This is a genomic window from Bradyrhizobium sp. SZCCHNS1050 (genome assembly GCF_032484785.1).
Taxonomy (GTDB): domain Bacteria; phylum Pseudomonadota; class Alphaproteobacteria; order Rhizobiales; family Xanthobacteraceae; genus Bradyrhizobium.
Genome location: NZ_JAUETR010000001.1, coordinates 1,583,291 through 1,599,131, shown reverse-complemented (window position 1 = coordinate 1,599,131; position 15,841 = coordinate 1,583,291). Strand labels below are relative to the sequence as shown.

Below are 15,841 nucleotides of genomic sequence, written 5' to 3'. Positions count from 1 at the left end.
GCTCACTCTCGCCGTTTGAGGATCTGCTTCGCCAACTCCTTTGAAAGGCGGGCAGGGGGAGGAGGTGAAGTTGGATGAGTGTCATCGTCGGCGCGGTCCGACAGCCTCACCCGGGACAAGGGGCGAGTCCAATCAGCCGGCATGATCGGCTCGCGCAATTGACGCAGCTTGAGATAGGGCAGCTCCAGCTCGTAGACGTCTTCGCCAAGACCGATGAGCAGGACTCGGACGCCGTCCTTGGTCGGTCCAAGGCGGGAGCCAAGCTCGGATGCCGTGATCACTCGGCGCATCTCGCGTTGGGTGCTCTCGGTGACGCTGGTCTTGCCGCCGGTATGGGTTGAACTCTTCGTTCTCCGCTCGACCTCCTGCTCGCCGATGAGGCGGCTGATGTCCTCAGCCGCTTCGCTGGCGTTGATGCGGGTGATGATCTTGGTGCCGGTCATGCCGAACCAAGACTTGGCCTGGTCCTGACCATAGACGGCGCGGATCTGGGCCGTGTCCTGAGCTCCGATCACGACCGCAACGCCCTTGGAGCGGCCCAGCTCGAGGAAGGTCGGGAACTGCTTGATCGGCGGCAGCTGCGGGAATTCGTCCAGGAACAGCCACACCCGCCGCTCGCGGCTCTCGGCCAGGGTGGGACTTCCAACCGCCGAGGCGAGCAGGCCGAGCATGCTGCCGATCCAGATCCGCGATAGCTCGGGATACCCGGGGTCGTGCTGCAGGATCAATGGCCGATACCGTGTTGGGTGATGCAGCCAATTGCGAATCGAGAACCGCCGCGCCGATGGGGCGGACCAAGCCTCCGCCAGGACCGAGACGATCTGCATGTGGGTCTGGAAGGTGGTCAGGATGCTGAGCGTGGTCTTACTCTCCGGCTGGTCGAGCAGTCGCAGCGCATTGGGATTGTGATCCTTGGCGTACGCTGCGAGCGTGCCGACATCAGCGGTCACGACTCGTTGCAGATCACCCCACCCCCACTCCTTGCCCCGGGTCGACTGGAGATAGACGATACAGGCGACGAGGATCTCCTGTGCCGCCTGGGACCACATCGGATCGGAACTTGGCGGGATGAAGCGGGCGGCTAGCTCGCGGGCGTCCTGCTTGATGCTGCAGTCGGCTGCCACGTCCCAGACTAGAGATCGCTGATCATGGGGCGCGACAAGGAGGGGGTCCCCATCGGCTGGGAGCCCGCCCATCATGTCGCCTTTCGTGTCGAGCACCAGGAGGCCATCTCCGCGAGAGAGCGCTTCATCGATCAGGTGAAGCATTGTCTGCGTCTTACCGCCGCCGACGCTGCCCACGATCAGGAAATGCCGCGCCTCCCGCTCGCGCCCAAGGGGCACCGATGGCATCAACTCAACGCCCTTGCCATGGACCTGGCACTCCGCGGCGGCCGCCCGGGCGAACGCCTTCAGACCTTGACGGCCGGTTTGCAGCCGTGCTCCGCGAAGGACCTTGAGCGAGACCGAGTCTAACCGAAGACTCAGCGCAAAGCCGAACAGCGCCAGCAGGCCCGCAAGACTGGCGCCGATCACGCTCCAGAAACGAAGCTCGAAGCCGCTCAGAGCTTGGTATCGCGCGAGCCAGTCTCGGCAAGCCTGCCAATAGGCCTCGCCGGAGCGGTCTGCTAGCCAGGCCAGGCCACGCCCTCTGATGCAGGCTTGAATGTCTGCTGGCTGGAATTCGGCGCTCCTTCCGTCTGCCAGCGTGGCGCTCGGCGGCCAGACCTCAAATCCGAGATACGAGATGCTCGCCGCGACCGCAAAGCAACCCATTGCAGAGAGAAAGCTAATGATCCGCAGTCGTCGGGTCATGCTGTCCTCCCAGAGCTTTCGCCGGTCAGGGCCTTCAGAAGCGCCTCGAACATCGCAAGCAGATCACGCGCTGCTTTGTCGGTCGATTGAGTCTGCACGTACGTTTGCTGGCTTTGCTGTTCGAGTACGGCGATACGACGCTCGATCCGCATCAAGCGATCGGCGAGCGCCTTGTTGTCCCCGCCGGCAAGTCCGGTACGGATTAAGTCGCGGGCTACGCCAGTGATGTTTGCTGAAAGCCTGTGAGCGCGTGTGCGAATCTGCTCTATCTCACTCGCTGCGAGACGGATCGAGATTGGTCTTGTCTTGACTGTCATGAGATTGCCTCAACAGAGTTGCCGAGGCGATCGGTCACGAGATCGTGTTAGGCACTTCGCCCGATCTGGCCGTTCTTCAGCCGACCTCTCTGGTCTCGCATGACCAAACTTTTAGGAGATTTGGCGAGCCCAGATGCAGAATGTCTAACGACGAACGACATTGACGAGCTCGGTCGTCGCCCCGAGCAGACGTCGATTGCCCATTGTGGTTCTTTTTGGAATGTTGCCGTTAGTCGTGGAATAGGCGTGAAATTACAAGTCGGGCGAATTGATTCGTTATCACGCTCGGCAATAGTACGAACGCTTCCGACATGTCTCTTGGCAATTTACCATGGCGGCCTTTGATCCAGCTAGCGTGTCATGCGCAACCTGCTGCGCTGATCCTGCGCGCTTATTGCGCTGCTTTACAAGGAAACGGCAACCGCAGGCCGGCAGCCTTGCATATCGCCTCAATCAAGAGCCGAATGGCGCGGGCCTCCCAGTCAATTTGCTCGATCGGCGATTCCCAATGCTCTGAAACCACGTATGCCGCGTGACGAGCTTTTATACCCAGACCTACGATCGTCCGCGCCGGCGTAGCCATAATGGCTTGCTCAACGGGTTCCAAGCGAGCCAGGATTGCTTCCATCTTCTGTGTGCGGCTAGTTAATTGAGAGCCGGCACTCACAGCGCGTCGCCCCCGACCGCCACTGCGCTGTGGGTCTAAGGCGGATATCTCCGACAGCAGCGTGACAAACTCTGTGTCTAGCTGGACAAGCGCGAAATCGCCCAGGGACGCTTGGTCGAGCGCACTCGGGCCCTCGCCACCTTCATTTCTAGACTTTCGCTTCTGGCGTTTTGGAGGGCTGTTGGCGTTCATCGACTACCCCGGTCGCGACCTTATCCGTAATCGGTACGTATTGTACGTGAGACAGTACAACAGTTACATGGACCAAACAAGCTGCGTCGGAACAGATTGTTCTTATGCAGGTACTGGGGCAAAAGCTTCGATCACGCGCCAAAGAGCTCGGCTTTTCAAACGCCGAGGTAGCGCGCCGTGCAGGTTTGAGCGAAAGGCGTTATGGCTTCTACGTCACTGGCGATCGTGAGCCGGACCTCTCGACTCTATTGCGGATTTGCAAGGTGCTGACCACGACACCGAACGCCTTACTGGGGATATCAGAAGACGGAAAGGAGGGGTCCCATCGAATGGCGCTAACCGAGCGTCTTCGTCTGGCAAGTCGCGGGCTATCTGAAAGTGATCTTCAGATTTTGGTAATTCAAGCAGAGGCGGTAGTATTGCATCGTGGACGGTCCAAGTAGCGTTGCTGTGGATGGACTGAATGGCTTCGTAGCGCTCGGCGGCACCCTTCGCGAGATTTTACTACGCCAAGACACTCGGCGAATTGACGCCGACCATCTTGTTCGAAGTGGATGGTTACTGGCGGGGGGAGCCGGTCTATGCGCGGGGAGCGCACCGAAGCCGGCGTCAACGTCTAGCCAATGATTCGGAATATCCTCACGTGCGGCCTTGCCTCAGCCGAGCAGCCCAAGCCGACGCGGATGCGTGCAAATGTTCTTTACGACTGATCACCGGTATCATCGCGACGCTCCGAGACCATCCGCAGCCCTCCCAGCGCAAATCTGAGCGATGCCCTTGCGGCCGAGCCCCTAGAGATCAGCACGTTACGGGATGAACCGGCGCTGGAATCCGACTTCGTGGGCCGTCCAGTAATCCACTGGACCACCTATCGAAGGCGTGCAAAATTCACTGGCACGTCTTGTAATTGAATGTGGTTTGTGCAGAATTTTGTGGCTCCGAGCTTAGAGCCGAACAACTACTGAGATTATCTTGACGCCGAGGATCCGGTGCAGGGCTTTTGGGCGCTTATCCACGGTTGAAGCCGTCCGCTGAGGACAGGTTGTTTCTTTGACAGCTCCGTGAGGGCCCATCTTGACGGGCTTGCTTGGGGCTTTCTGTTCCTATTCTGCCTGAATTCATTCTGGAAAGCATTGAGCCGGTCCATGCGTAAAAGTAGCAAGCCAACCGATCCCTTTCCCGCTCTTGCAATCGCTGGTAGCCACGTTGTGCTGCTGGGATGGGATTATCCAGCCGCCTCTATCCGGAAGGACAGGGTTCTAGGGTTCGCCATCCAACGAACCCGTCACTCGGACGGCGAAGTCATCTGGCTGCCGGGCATGAAGACATTCCAAGCTGTCGAACCGAACCCGGCGCCTGGGGTCCCCGTCACCTCCTACAAACATCCGCTGCAGACCTTCCAATGGTCGGACTATACCGTCGAGGAGGTCCACGAGTACACCTATCGCATTGTCCCGCGCTGCGGGACGCCGACGGCACTGACAGACGGGCCCGACGTTTCGCTGAAGGTCAAAACCGAAGGCACGAAAATCGGCAAGCACGCCGTGTTCTTCAACCGCGGGGCCGTCGCGTCCCAGGAATATGCACGTCGCTTTCAGAATAGGACGCCCGACGAGGTCGGCCAAGCTGCGTTCGACTGGCTTTCGCGCGGCCTGATCGAGGGGCTCGAAACCTTTATCGAGCAGGCAGGAGATGGCGACGAACTCTACGGCGCGTTCTTCGAATTCAAGAACAAGGAGATCTACACTGCGCTTAAAGCGGCCAAGAAGCGCGGCGCGACGGTCAAAATCCTTTACGACGGAAAAACGCAAGGCGACAAAAACCGGGAGGCGATGGAGGGGGCCGGCGTTGGCAAGATGGTCAAGCCGCGCATCCATACCGGGCAGTTCGCACACAACAAGTTTCTGGTTCTCCGCAAAGACGAGACATCAGAACAGGTTTGGACCGGCTCGACCAATCTCAGCGAGAACGGCATCTATGGTCATTCCAACAATGCCCATATCGTGCGCGACGCCGCCATCGCGGAGAAGTATTTCGAGTACTGGACGTTGCTGGATCAGGACCTGACCAAGAAACCCACGGCCGAAGCCAACGACGAAGCGACGCCCGTGCCGGCGGATCCCTGGGACAAGGAGGTCACGCCCGTATTCTCGCCGCAGACCGAGCTTGCCGCGATGGACTGGTACGCGAAGATTGCCGGCAAGAGCGAGCGGGCTCTCTTCATGACCTTTGCCTTCGGCATGAACGGCCGTTTCGTCGACGTCTACGATCGCGAGGACGATGTGCTGCGTTTTGCCCTCATGGAGAAGAAGGGCAACGGTAAGACGATGAAACAGCAATCGGCCGAGATTGACCGTATTCGGAAGCTGCCCAACACGGTCGTTTCAGTAGGGCACAAGGTCGAACTCAATAACTTCGATCGTTGGCTTGCGGAGATCGACAAGATCACCGATGAGCAGCATGTACTCTATGTGCACACCAAGTACATGATCTCCGATCCTCTCGGTCCCAACCCGGTCATCGTTGTGGGGTCGGCGAACTTTTCCGATGCGTCCGCCATCACCAACGACGAAAACATGCTGGTGATCCAGGGCAACGAAATCCTCGCGGATATTTATCTTGGGGAGTTCATGCGGCTCTTCTCCCACTATGCCTTCCGGGAATCGCTCTCGTTCAAGGACAATCAGACGCCCGCCGCCGCTCTTTTGCGGAAATACCTGATCGACAATCCAAACTGGATCGACGGCGAACGGCCGAGCGCCAGCTATTTTGCGAAGGGGACGGACCGAACCCTCAGGCGCCTCTATTTCTCAGGGCAATAGGGCGCCGAGCGGCCATCGCAGGAGCGATCAAAATCCGACTATTTCTCTCGAAGGGAGATGTATCATGCGGCTTCTTTCGTTTGCTGTGATCCTATGGGCGGCGCTTTGCGGCCAGGCCGCCGCGTGGGGTGATGAGGGGCACAAGATCGTCTGCGAGATTGCCTTTCGCCTCGCTCAGCCCGACACGCGTGCGGCTGTTCGAAAACTGATCAAATCAGGATCGGAATTCGATACATTCGCGGATTCATGCATCTTCCCCGACCACCCGCGCATCCACCCGCCGCGCCACTTCCTCAATCTGCCCCGTGACGGCAAGCCACTGACCGCGGATGACTGCGGAGGCGCGAGCGAATGCGTCGTAACGGCTATTCTCAACGATGCCGAGAACGTAGCCTCGAAGGCCTCCAAAACCGCCGACCGCCTGATCGCGCTTAAGTCGCTGGGCCATTGGGTCGGCGATGTCCACCAGCCGCTGCATGTCTCGTTCGCGGATGATCGTGGCGGAAACACCATCGACGTCTCGGGCGCCTGTAGCCGGAATCTTCATTCCGCCTGGGACAATTGCCTCGTGGTGCACGCGGTCGGATCGGATGTGAAGCTTGCGGCCGACAAGCTGTTCGACGCGATCACGGACGAGCAAATCGCCGAGTGGAATGCGTCCGATCCTCACGACTGGGCGAACGAATCCTTCGCCATCAGCGAGGCAGCCGAAACCGGCTATTGCACCTTCCATGGGAAATCCTGCGATCCACCTGACAGTGGCAGCGTGACGATCGATGCGGCGTATCTGGCAAAGAGCGACGTCATCATCCGGGAGCGCTTGCAAAAGGCGGGCGTGCGCCTTGCGCATCTGCTCGATAGTGTCTTCGCAGATTGATGCCGCTTGATGAGCTCGCAACACAGACATAGGTGAGCGATGGACGCAGGGCTGACACTGTGGGGCCTGTACATCCCGGTGGATGTCCTCCTCACCTCGATTGCGTTCTATGTGGTCGTTTCGATCACCCTCATTATTCTCGTTCCGGTCTATGCGGTGCCCATCGATCGCACGGTGGGTGCCGACGGCAGGCTCGTTCCCATTCCGCCGGAGGACCTCGGCAAGATCATCGAGATGCGATCCAAGGTCCGATCAGCGGTCGTACAGACGCTAGGGGGCCTCGCCGTCTTCGCGACCGTCATCACGAGCCTGCAGGGCATCCGCGGGACCGAAGACGCGTTCAACCAGAAAAAAGCCGAGCTGTTTGCCTCAAATATCAAGCCACTGCTGGCGACGGATGCGACGGCTGGCTCGGAGCCCGCGCGGGCGGAGGCGATCCATGTCCTGACCTTTGTCGCGCGAAGCGACCGATCCTACCATCGGGCCGTATTCGATACGTTGTCGTCCTATGTCAAGACGGCCTCAGACAAGCTCTGCTCCGGCGAAAAGTACCGCCAGCCGGGTTTCAAACTGGACGGATCTATTCAACTCGCGATGAGGGCCATCGGCGAGCGGAAAGCGCAGGACGATCCGACCGGAAAGCATTTTGACCTCGAACACGGCTGCTACGTCGGCCTCGACCTGCAAGACGAATGGGGCGTTGTCAAAGGTCTGGGCCATACGCGCATGTCGGCGTCGAAGATGCACCGCGCCAATTTCGTGAAGGCGGAAATGCAGGGGGCGGAATTCATCGGCATCGAGGCGGGCGATTGGCAGAACCCTGGCTGGTGCACGGCAATCGGCAACCGCCTGAACGAACCGGCCGAGGATGACACGCGGCCCGCGCGGTGTCGGGGCACGTGGAATGGAGACGAGCGACGGCATTACGTCACGCATTTCATCGATGCTAACCTCACGGACGCAAATTTCTCCTACGCCAACATCCAAGGTGCCGATTTCTCGGGCGCTACGCTCACCGGAGCAGAGTTCGACCACGCAACGATCTCACGCGTCAGCTTCAAGGGCGTCACCGGCCTGAAGGTAGAGGAACTGGAGAAAGCCTGCGTTGGCGCGCCGGGGATGACAGCCGAACAGCTCGAGTGCGAACAGCCCTATTTTACTAAAGATATGCTGGCCGAGCTGAAGAAGAGCGCGACGTTAGCCAAGGGCATTCGGCAATGCACGGAGCCAGCTGGCTTCAAATATGAACCGATCGCATGCCCGACGACACCAGCGCGATAGAAAGTCTTCTGCGGAAGCCGCGAGTTCTAGCCAGACATAAGTAGGCAGTTCTGGTCGATTCTAGCCGTGCGCGTCCGCAAGTGCGGATCGGGATTTCGTGAACTAGGCCGCAGACGCGACCTGGTCGTTCGGCTTCAATCCCTCGCGCAAGATGCTCTGAGAGCGGCGAGCCGCTCGCATACGTTCTTCCTGTTTCTAAAGGGCAGCGACCTTGGCGTGCGCAAGGCATCCAAACGCTCCGCGCCGCCTCCACACGTTTTCCGGAAAGGCGGGGGACCCTCGCACGGACCTTCTGCGTGAAGCATTCGGACCTTCTTGCAATCGCCTACCGCCTGCTCGCCGCAGCGTCGCCGGCCTCCGATCATCCCGCAGCTTGGCCCTGACTTGACGCTGCGGCGTCCTCTTGCGCGATTGCAGGCCCAACTCGCGATAGACCCGCCGCGTCTTGTTCTGCCCGTGGCGCCATCCTTCGCCACGAAGCACGACGTGAATGCAGCGATAACCGTGGCGGACGCGGACCTGACAGATCTCCCTGATCCGTTGTTCGAGGGCCGACCTGTCGAACTCGGGGGCGTCGCAGGCCCTGCGGATCGACACCTGCCACTCGCCACAGACCTTGTCGACGACTTTGCGCTTCCGACCAAGCTTCACAGCTTTCGGCGGATCACTTCCTGCAGCATCTCCTTGTTGAGTGACAGATCGGTCACCAGCTTCCTCAGCTTGCCGTACTCGTCGTCGAGCTGCTTCAGCCGCCGCATCTCGGTCGGCAGCAACCCATCGTACCTCTTCTTCCAGTTGAAATAGGTCGCCTGGCTGATCCCGGCCTTGCGGCAGATCTCGGCAACCGGCAGGCCGTCATTGCCCTGCTTCAGAATGAACGCCTGGGGTGTCCGAGAATTTCAAGGCTTTCATCGTCTTCCGCTCCTCCCAGCCGAGGGTACTCGGCAGCGCAAGACTCTCGCCAAAAACGGTTCAGTTTTCCGGTCTCGGAACAAGCGAATTTATTATGCTTCCTCCCGACTACATCACGAGATACACTTAAGTATTGCAGCCGAAAGAGAGTTGATATGTCCGTCAAAGCGGACTTTGATGTGCAACCTTTTGAAGCCGAAGTTTCCGAGCTCTTGCACCTAATGGTGCATTCGGTCTATTCGGAGACCAACATCTTTTTGCGGGAGTTGATTTCCAACGCCTCTGATGCTTGTGACAGGCTGCGTTACGAGGCGATCGCCGAGCCCGAATTGATCGGCGAAGGCGAGGCTCCCCAGATCCGGATCATCCCGAACAAGGCTGTCAGCACCCTGACGATCGCCGACAGCGGCATCGGCATGGACCGCCAGGAACTGATCGACCATCTCGGCACCATCGCCCGCTCCGGCACCAAGGCGTTCGTGCGGAAGCTGGCCGAGGCCAAGGACGGCACCGGCCTGATCGGCCAATTCGGCGTCGGCTTCTATTCCGCCTTCATGGTCGCCGACCGCATCCAGGTGATCAGCCGTCGCGCCGGCGGCAGCGAGGTCTGGACCTGGACCTCGTCGGGCGGCGCGGGTTTCGAGGTGGCGCCGGCGTCCGAGGAGGATGCCAAGCGGGTGGCGCGCGGCACCGAGATTGTGCTGCACCTCAAGGACGACGCCAAGAAATATCTCGAAACCTATGAGATCGAGCGCATCGTCACCGCCTATTCCGACAATATCCAGTTCCCGATCATGCTGGTGCCGGAGGAGGGCGAGCCGCGCCAGATCAATTCGGCAAGCGCGCTGTGGCAGCGCTCCAAATCCGAACTGACGGCGGAGGACTACACCAAGGCCTACAAGTCGATTGCGCACGCGTTCGACGATCCGGCGATGACGCTGCATTATCGCGCCGAAGGCCGCTATTCCTACGCCGTGCTGCTGTTCGCGCCCTCGACCAAGCCGCTCGACCTGTTCGAGCCGGCGCGCAAGGGCAAGGTCAAGCTCTATGTCCGCCGCGTCTTCATCACCGACGATGCCGACCTCCTGCCGGCCTATCTGCGTTTCTTCCGCGGCGTAATCGACAGCGAGGATCTGCCGCTCAACCTGTCGCGCGAGATGCTGCAGAACAATCCGCAGCTGGCGCAGATCCGAAAAGCCGTGACGACGCGGGTCATCAGCGAGCTGGAGCAGCTCGCCGACAAGGATCCCGAGAATTTCAACAAGATCTGGGATGCGTTCGCCGCGGTGATCAAGGAAGGCCTCTACGAGGACTTCGAGCGGCGCGACAAGCTGCTGGCGCTGTCGCGCTTCACCACGACGTCAGGCGAGCGGCGCTCGCTCAAGCAGTATGTCGAGGGTCTCAAGGAGAACCAGACCGAGATCTATTTCCTGGTCGGCGACAGCATCGAGCGGCTGAAGTCCAACCCCCGGCTCGAAGCGGCCAAGGCGCGCGGCGTCGAGGTGCTGCTGCTGACCGACCCGGTCGATGCGTTCTGGACCTCGGCGCGGCTCGAATTCGACGGCAAGCCGCTGAAGTCGCTGAGCCAGGGCGACATCGATTTCGATCCGATCCCGCTTGCCGATAAGCAGAAGGACGGCGAGGCGGAGAAGCCGGCGGCCGACGAGGCAAACACGGTGGCGCTGATCAAGGCGAGTCTCGGCGATCGCGTCGCCGACGTGAAGGTCTCGACGCGGCTCACTACCAGCGCCTCGTGCTTGGTTGCCGGCAGCCACGGTCCCGACCGCGAGCTGGAGCGGATCCTGTCGCAGCAGGCGCCCGGCGCTCGCACTAAGCCGATCTTGGAGATCAATCTACGCCATCCGCTGGTGATGGCGGTCGCCATGGGTGCGGCCGACAAGGCCAAGGTCGACGATCTCTCGTTCTTGTTGCTGGAGCAGGCGCAGATCCTTGACGGCGAGCTGCCGGAGGATCTGGTCAAGTTCACGGCAAGGCTCAACCGGCTGGTGTTGAAAAGTAGTACTGGTGACGGTTTATCCGAAATTTCTGATCGTGCCAGACAGGGGCAGCCAGATGTTTTCGAGAATGAAATCAGACTATCAACTATGCTTGACGAAGACACGGCGAACAAGAGATCGCCGGTGCGACAAGCCAGGGCTCCCGCTTCTGAAATCTACGACAAGGGGGAGCAGAAGAAGCTGACCGCCGAAGAAGCCATACTAAATCACATTCAATTGACGCTAGAGGCGACAAAAGCCAACTCTCGTGAATTGCTTTTGGAAATGAGCGATTTCTCCAAGACACTTAAGGAATTCACATCTTGGGCGCAGCAAGCGCGGCTAAAGGTCTAGTCGTATGTTTGATGGGAAAAAGACTGCCGCCGTTCTGGCTAAGCTAAAGGAAATCTACGATGAGCATATCGTCGTAAAAACACGTTTTGACTCTTTGAAGGATGCGACTGAGAACGCGTTGTCAGAGTATAAGCGCTTGAACGAAAGGCTGATCGAAAAGCTCGAAGCGCAAGAAAAAGATCGTGCAAAGAGCGAGGCAGAGATGAAGGCGCGAATAGCGATGCTGGAGGCCCGCCTCGATGCATTTAGTGAGAAGGCAATGAGATATGCGGTCACTGATCGCGTTGATGAATACCTGCGTAGTCAAAAGCATGAACCGCGTTTTATTCCAGCTCGAGATGCAGGAGACGCCGAATAGTGGTAAGGCGGCCAGATAATGTCTTGCGATCGTAGTGAGCTAGGTCTTTGGCGTTTAGCAGGCATCGCCTGATCGAATAAGTGAAATGTGCCAGATTGGTTGGAAATGATGCTGGAAGGGTAGGTCATCGTCGCGCCATCGCTCCCGCTCTCTCTAACTGAATAACGCCTTGGACTTTGACGACCGCATAGAAGCTAATGATTGGTGCAGACGAAGGGGAGCGACTCGAATTCGGCTAGTTCGGTCCAAAAATACAATCCATCTTTGTCAGCCCCTCCGCAGCTTTCTAGGGTACGCCAGGACACTCTGCTCGCTCGGCTCTGTTGACGTCGAGTGCAGGCGACCTCAGGGTAAAATCTTGCGAAAATGGAGGAGGCGCAACCTTGAAGCGACGTGGCCGGCGCCTCGAATGCGGTACCCGAACGGCGTCCATTGCGGCTCCAGATGAGCCGAACCGTGCCCCGCCAGATTGCATCCCATTTGCGCACCGCTTGACCTGTACCGTGGCGGAAGCCTGTCAAGCAACGGGGCTTGGGCGAACCAAGATCTATGAACTCATCGGAAATGGTCGGGTTACGACGACGACGGTCGGTCGTCGTAGGCTCGTCGTTGTGCAATCTCTGTTGTCTCTGCTTGGCATCAATGTGGCGCCCGCCAACGGAAGATAGTCGTTTCGCTCGGACATATTCAAGGTAGTAAGTACACGCTTCACGTATCGAACTGAAAATGGCCGCGAGCTAACCAGCGGCCTGCAGCGTTACATTTCGGAGCCGGCAGAGTCGTGCCCATCTAAGGCATTGTCTGTCGGCAATGAGAGCGGCTTACTGCTTCCAGCCATCGACGATAGGCTCACCTCTCCGCGGGGGACAAGAGGTATTATGGCGGCCCTGGCTAGATCTTCCAGGGCTGTTGCAATGTACTTCGCATAATGGCGCTCGATCATCTGCACCGATGTGTTATGCATTTTGGCAACGTGCTGAATGGGCAGCAGATTGCGTAGGCCGCGTACAATACTGGAATGCCGCAACGCATAAGGGATGACCTTTGGAAGCCCCGCGCGCTTGCGGATGTCTTGCCACGGCCGAGTGAGTTCAGCTGTCCTCCACGGACCGCGCTCTGACGGTTTCCACCCGAAGTTACCAGCCTGCTCGTACCGCCAGCGTTCGAACAATGGCGCTTCTTTCGGCCGGCCTGAAATTGCCGGCATCAGAACGTCAATGACATCTTCACCGACGGGTACCGGCACATAGCCGCCGTTGCCGCCGCGCCCCTTGTATGACCCTGGCACCATCAGGCGTCGCTCTATCGGCTGCGCATCACTCACGCGCATCCGCCTCAGTTGCGCAAATCGCGCACCCGTTGCCGCAAGGCACACGACGATGCGATATAGGTCGCCTTCAAACCCTTGCTCCTCGTCGATCTTGCGCGCAGCTCGGAGGAGGGTACTGACCTGTGTATCCGTGAGAATTTGGTTGTCTCGAGCGACGGATGTCTCGTCGTCATCGTCGATTCGCTCAGCCTTGAGCCCGTCTTTCACAATGGAAGGGAATGTCGGGTTCAGCTTCTTCTGTTCCGAGGGGAGGCGGAGCCATGCTGCATTCAGGGCAGCCTTTAGGTCAGCTGCGAGGCGGCGCCTCGTGGTGGCCTTCAATTTTGCCGGCAGGCTCTCACGCCAAGTTAGAAGGTGATTTTCGGTCAACGCGTACAGGCGGACAGCGACAAGGGGAGCAGCCTTGATGGCTTCCTGACGACCACGGCGCTCTTGACCAAGAAGGTAGCGCCGCAGTCGGTGGCCAGCATCGGAGCGAATTTCGCGACCGGCCCTCCGGCTGTCACGGGCGTTGCGCTCGCGAACGTATATCTCAATTGCCGCTTGCACTGTGGGCGGCGGTCCGGCAGCTAGCGCTGCCGCTTCTGCCCTTGACCGGGTGACGTGCTCTCGCGCTTGTGTCACGGCCTGTTCAAAGGTCAGCGTGCCTTCGGCTGGTTTGTCGTTGACGTCGTTGGCAACCCCGATCGACGCCTGCTTGTAATTGGCTCCGTCATGGTGATTGCGCCAGCGTACCAGCCATTTCCCACTTCGTTTGCCTCTGCGATAGCCAAGATGCGCCTCGGCATCGAGGCGCCGCCAATGTACGCCTAGATCCAACCTGCAGCGCGCCCTGGCCGTCGTGATCTGTTCTTCTAAGAGTGTTTTCGCCATGCCAACCTTCTCGAAACCGTCGAATATCCGTCGAATAAGCGAGGGCGTACGGAGGCGGTCGATCGCGAACCTCGATCATCTAAGTATATGATAATATTGGATTGCGGCGAATGGATGCGAACTGGTCGAGCAGGAAAAACTCCAACTCTCAAGGCTGAAACAGGGGTTCGATTCCCCTAGGGAGCGCCATTTTCCACGCTAAGCTATTGATCTCTAAGGCTTCATCGGTGGAGTTTGCCACTTCCCTGATTGGCGGTTTGCCAATTTGGTTTTCGGACTGTCGCTGGATCGCCTTTCTCGCCAGCCGCTCTTGGTCAGCCGCGCGCGTATAGCGCTCGACCTCTGCCAATGTCTTGTGTCCGGTAATCGCCGCAATTTCGCTTGCAGAGCATCCGGCCTCGGCCAGCCGTCGCGCGGCAGCTTTCCGGAGCCCATGGGCTTTGCACCGTTGGGGGAGCCCTGCTTCCCGGATCGCGGCCGAAATCATCTGGCCGAAGCCCTTCACGGAGAACCGCTCGCCATAAGCCGTCGCCAGGATTGTCGGGTGATCGCGGTTCGCAGTCGAAAGGACGCGATCCAGCGCCTCATGGATCGGAATGGTGAGCTTCGCGGCAGTCTTTTGCTGGGCAACGCGGATCGCATCTCCCGAAATGTCTGCCCACGTCATCCGATAAACGTCTGAGCCACGTTGGCCTGTGTAGAGGAGCAGCGCGAAGGTCAGGCGTTCCCTTGTGCCTTCCGACCAGTGGCGCTCGAAGACCGCTATCTCGCTTTCATTCCAGGTATGAATTTCCTTCGACTTGTATCCCCGCACGCCGGCAGTTGGATCTCGATCTGTCCAGCCCAGTGCCATCGCGTAGCGGATCAGGGTTCGGATCCGCTTTAGCAAGATGATGCCTGCGCCCGGCCTGTCGGCCATCTTGCCGATGACGACGTCGACGTGCGCTCGGGTCATTTGATCGACACGCCGATGACCATGTTCTTCCAGGAAGCCGTCGATCACTCGCCGATAATTGGTGCGGCTGGACGCGGACAGCGAGCGATACTGTGGAGAGCCGTAATAGAGGATTGCGAGTGCGGCGAAGGTCTTGGGGGCGGCTGCCCGTCGTAGCTCAGCAGGCTTTGGCCTGTTGGCCAACAGCGCCGCGTATGCGTCCATAAACTCACCACAGCCGGGCAAGCCGGGAAGGGGCGTCCGCCTTCCATCGCGGCGGAAGTAGTAACGCATGCGGCCCTGACGATCACGAAATGCGTGAACATACTTCAACCGGATTACACCACGTCCGCCCATGTATCGGATCCTTCGCTCTCTCCTTCATGAGGAAGAGCCTTGAACGCTGCGCGCAGCTCATCGACGTCCCAGACAAAGCGTCGGTCAATTCGTCGAGGGCGCGGCATCCGAGCTTCTTTGACGAGTGCGCGGAACTTACTTGCTGAGACGCCGATCGCCGCAGCCGCCTCGATTTCGCCAAGACCAAATACAACTGGCAAAAGTGGCAATATGTCGATTCGCGAGGGTGCGCGCTTCATGGTTTCGGTCGAGGTTGCTCAAAGACTGGCGGATTGGGCACCCGCCAATCTGGCAAACCCGTATTCTGTATTGAATGTGCCGGTCGCTTTGATCGTAGAATTGAGGAGCTTCGAGTGCGCTTCGGCTAGGCCGCGGCAGGTCGACCGGGCGCGCGAGGCGATGCGCACCAAGCAGCTGCCGGGAGCCCCTGCGCAGATGGATCTGTTCGGCCCGAGCGACGACGACATCCGCAAGCAACATGTGCGCGAGCTGCGCCAGTTCGAGGCCGATCGCCGGTCTGGGGCGGCAAGCTGCTGCGGCTGCACAGGAGCTGGACAGCGAGCTTGAGAAAGTCCGCCAGGGCTATGAGGTGCAGGCGCGCCACCTGGAGCCGGCCGGTCCCGTTTATCTCTGGCCGGCGACGAACCGCGCACGACGGTGACTTTCATTCCCAACCGGACGAAACTTCGGAATGGCTGAATTATCTGCAGCCCGAAGGGCTGGTCGTCGGCGCCAACGTGCTGAGCGAGACCGGGG

General features: G+C 59.3%; 12 protein-coding genes and 2 pseudogenes. 8 read left to right on the top strand and 6 right to left on the bottom strand.

The window, feature by feature from the left end:
* Positions 1-2 precede the first annotated feature (2 nt).
* Together QX094_RS07305 and QX094_RS07300 are read right to left on the bottom strand one after the other, a co-directional pair.
* A complete protein-coding gene (locus QX094_RS07305) occupies positions 3-1,814 on the bottom strand; it encodes a type IV secretion system DNA-binding domain-containing protein (protein ID WP_316187720.1) in 1,812 nt (603 codons plus the stop codon).
* Positions 1,811-2,131 (bottom strand): hypothetical protein, encoded by a 321-nt coding sequence (locus QX094_RS07300; RefSeq protein ID WP_316187719.1) that lies wholly within the window; start codon positions 2,129-2,131, stop codon positions 1,811-1,813. Before QX094_RS07300 ends, QX094_RS07305 begins: the two co-directional genes overlap by 4 nt.
* Before the next feature lie 963 nt (positions 2,132-3,094).
* Between QX094_RS07300 and QX094_RS07295 the strand changes: the two genes are divergently transcribed.
* The 4 genes from QX094_RS07295 to QX094_RS07280 all read left to right on the top strand — a co-directional run bounded on the left by QX094_RS07295 (position 3,095) and on the right by QX094_RS07280 (position 7,970).
* Positions 3,095-3,433 (top strand): helix-turn-helix transcriptional regulator, encoded by a 339-nt coding sequence (locus tag QX094_RS07295; RefSeq protein WP_316187718.1) that lies wholly within the window; start codon positions 3,095-3,097, stop codon positions 3,431-3,433.
* 702 nt (positions 3,434-4,135) lie between these two features.
* Positions 4,136-5,812 carry a phospholipase D-like domain-containing protein gene (locus QX094_RS07290; RefSeq protein WP_316187717.1) on the top strand — a complete coding sequence of 559 codons (1,677 nt, stop codon included), beginning with the start codon at positions 4,136-4,138 and terminating at the stop codon, positions 5,810-5,812.
* A 64-nt stretch (positions 5,813-5,876) separates the two neighbouring features.
* A complete protein-coding gene (locus QX094_RS07285; RefSeq protein ID WP_316187716.1) occupies positions 5,877-6,689 on the top strand; it encodes a S1/P1 nuclease in 813 nt (270 codons plus the stop codon).
* A gap of 39 nt (positions 6,690-6,728) precedes the next feature.
* Positions 6,729-7,970 carry a pentapeptide repeat-containing protein gene (locus tag QX094_RS07280; protein WP_316187715.1) on the top strand — a complete coding sequence of 414 codons (1,242 nt, stop codon included), beginning with the start codon at positions 6,729-6,731 and terminating at the stop codon, positions 7,968-7,970.
* Between the two features lie 348 nt (positions 7,971-8,318).
* Here the strand turns inward: QX094_RS07280 and QX094_RS07275 are convergent.
* A pseudogene (locus QX094_RS07275) lies at positions 8,319-8,882 on the bottom strand (transposase); the annotation flags it as partial.
* Positions 8,883-9,037: 155 nt separating this feature from the next.
* On the opposite strand from QX094_RS07275, the pseudogene htpG reads away from it, so the two are divergent.
* The 3 genes and pseudogenes from htpG to QX094_RS34515 form a co-directional block, all read left to right on the top strand.
* Positions 9,038-10,909, top strand: a pseudogene (gene htpG / locus QX094_RS07270) (molecular chaperone HtpG); the annotation flags it as partial.
* Between the two features lie 328 nt (positions 10,910-11,237).
* Complete coding sequence (locus tag QX094_RS07265) at positions 11,238-11,591, top strand: hypothetical protein (protein ID WP_316187714.1); 354 nt, start codon at positions 11,238-11,240, stop codon at positions 11,589-11,591.
* Positions 11,592-12,094: 503 nt separating this feature from the next.
* The gene (locus QX094_RS34515; RefSeq protein WP_410052937.1) at positions 12,095-12,259 is read left to right on the top strand and encodes a hypothetical protein; all 165 of its coding nucleotides are present in this window, start codon (positions 12,095-12,097) and stop codon (positions 12,257-12,259) included.
* 89 nt (positions 12,260-12,348) lie between these two features.
* Here QX094_RS34515 and QX094_RS07260 read toward each other — a convergent pair whose 3' ends face one another.
* The 3 genes from QX094_RS07260 to QX094_RS07250 all read right to left on the bottom strand — a co-directional run bounded on the left by QX094_RS07260 (position 12,349) and on the right by QX094_RS07250 (position 15,324).
* The gene (locus QX094_RS07260; RefSeq protein ID WP_316187713.1) at positions 12,349-13,794 is read right to left on the bottom strand and encodes a tyrosine-type recombinase/integrase; all 1,446 of its coding nucleotides are present in this window, start codon (positions 13,792-13,794) and stop codon (positions 12,349-12,351) included.
* Between the two features lie 148 nt (positions 13,795-13,942).
* Positions 13,943-15,085 (bottom strand): tyrosine-type recombinase/integrase, encoded by a 1,143-nt coding sequence (locus tag QX094_RS07255; RefSeq protein WP_316187712.1) that lies wholly within the window; start codon positions 15,083-15,085, stop codon positions 13,943-13,945.
* A complete protein-coding gene (locus QX094_RS07250) occupies positions 15,067-15,324 on the bottom strand; it encodes a helix-turn-helix transcriptional regulator (RefSeq protein ID WP_231327540.1) in 258 nt (85 codons plus the stop codon). The genes QX094_RS07255 and QX094_RS07250 overlap by 19 nt, the downstream gene beginning before the upstream one ends.
* On the opposite strand from QX094_RS07250, the gene QX094_RS07245 reads away from it, so the two are divergent.
* Positions 15,323-15,652, top strand: a complete 330-nt coding sequence (locus QX094_RS07245; RefSeq protein WP_315826669.1) for a hypothetical protein — start codon at positions 15,323-15,325, stop codon at positions 15,650-15,652. The two genes, QX094_RS07250 and QX094_RS07245, sit on opposite strands and share 2 nt — an antisense overlap.
* Positions 15,653-15,841 lie beyond the last annotated feature (189 nt).

Excerpts from the sequence above, each read along its gene's own strand:
- QX094_RS07305 (WP_316187720.1), bottom strand. The coding sequence starts at position 1,814 with ATGACCCGACGACTGCGGATCATTAGCTTTCTCTCTGCAATGGGTTGC.
- QX094_RS07300 (WP_316187719.1), bottom strand. The coding sequence starts at position 2,131 with ATGACAGTCAAGACAAGACCAATCTCGATCCGTCTCGCAGCGAGTGAG.
- QX094_RS07295 (WP_316187718.1), top strand. The coding sequence starts at position 3,095 with ATGCAGGTACTGGGGCAAAAGCTTCGATCACGCGCCAAAGAGCTCGGC.
- QX094_RS07290 (WP_316187717.1), top strand. The coding sequence starts at position 4,136 with ATGCGTAAAAGTAGCAAGCCAACCGATCCCTTTCCCGCTCTTGCAATC.
- QX094_RS07285 (WP_316187716.1), top strand. The coding sequence starts at position 5,877 with ATGCGGCTTCTTTCGTTTGCTGTGATCCTATGGGCGGCGCTTTGCGGC.
- QX094_RS07280 (WP_316187715.1), top strand. The coding sequence starts at position 6,729 with ATGGACGCAGGGCTGACACTGTGGGGCCTGTACATCCCGGTGGATGTC.
- QX094_RS07265 (WP_316187714.1), top strand. The coding sequence starts at position 11,238 with ATGTTTGATGGGAAAAAGACTGCCGCCGTTCTGGCTAAGCTAAAGGAA.
- QX094_RS07260 (WP_316187713.1), bottom strand. The coding sequence starts at position 13,794 with ATGGCGAAAACACTCTTAGAAGAACAGATCACGACGGCCAGGGCGCGC.
- QX094_RS07255 (WP_316187712.1), bottom strand. The coding sequence starts at position 15,085 with ATGGGCGGACGTGGTGTAATCCGGTTGAAGTATGTTCACGCATTTCGT.
- QX094_RS07245 (WP_315826669.1), top strand. The coding sequence starts at position 15,323 with ATGGTTTCGGTCGAGGTTGCTCAAAGACTGGCGGATTGGGCACCCGCC.
- QX094_RS07250 (WP_231327540.1), bottom strand. The coding sequence starts at position 15,324 with ATGAAGCGCGCACCCTCGCGAATCGACATATTGCCACTTTTGCCAGTT.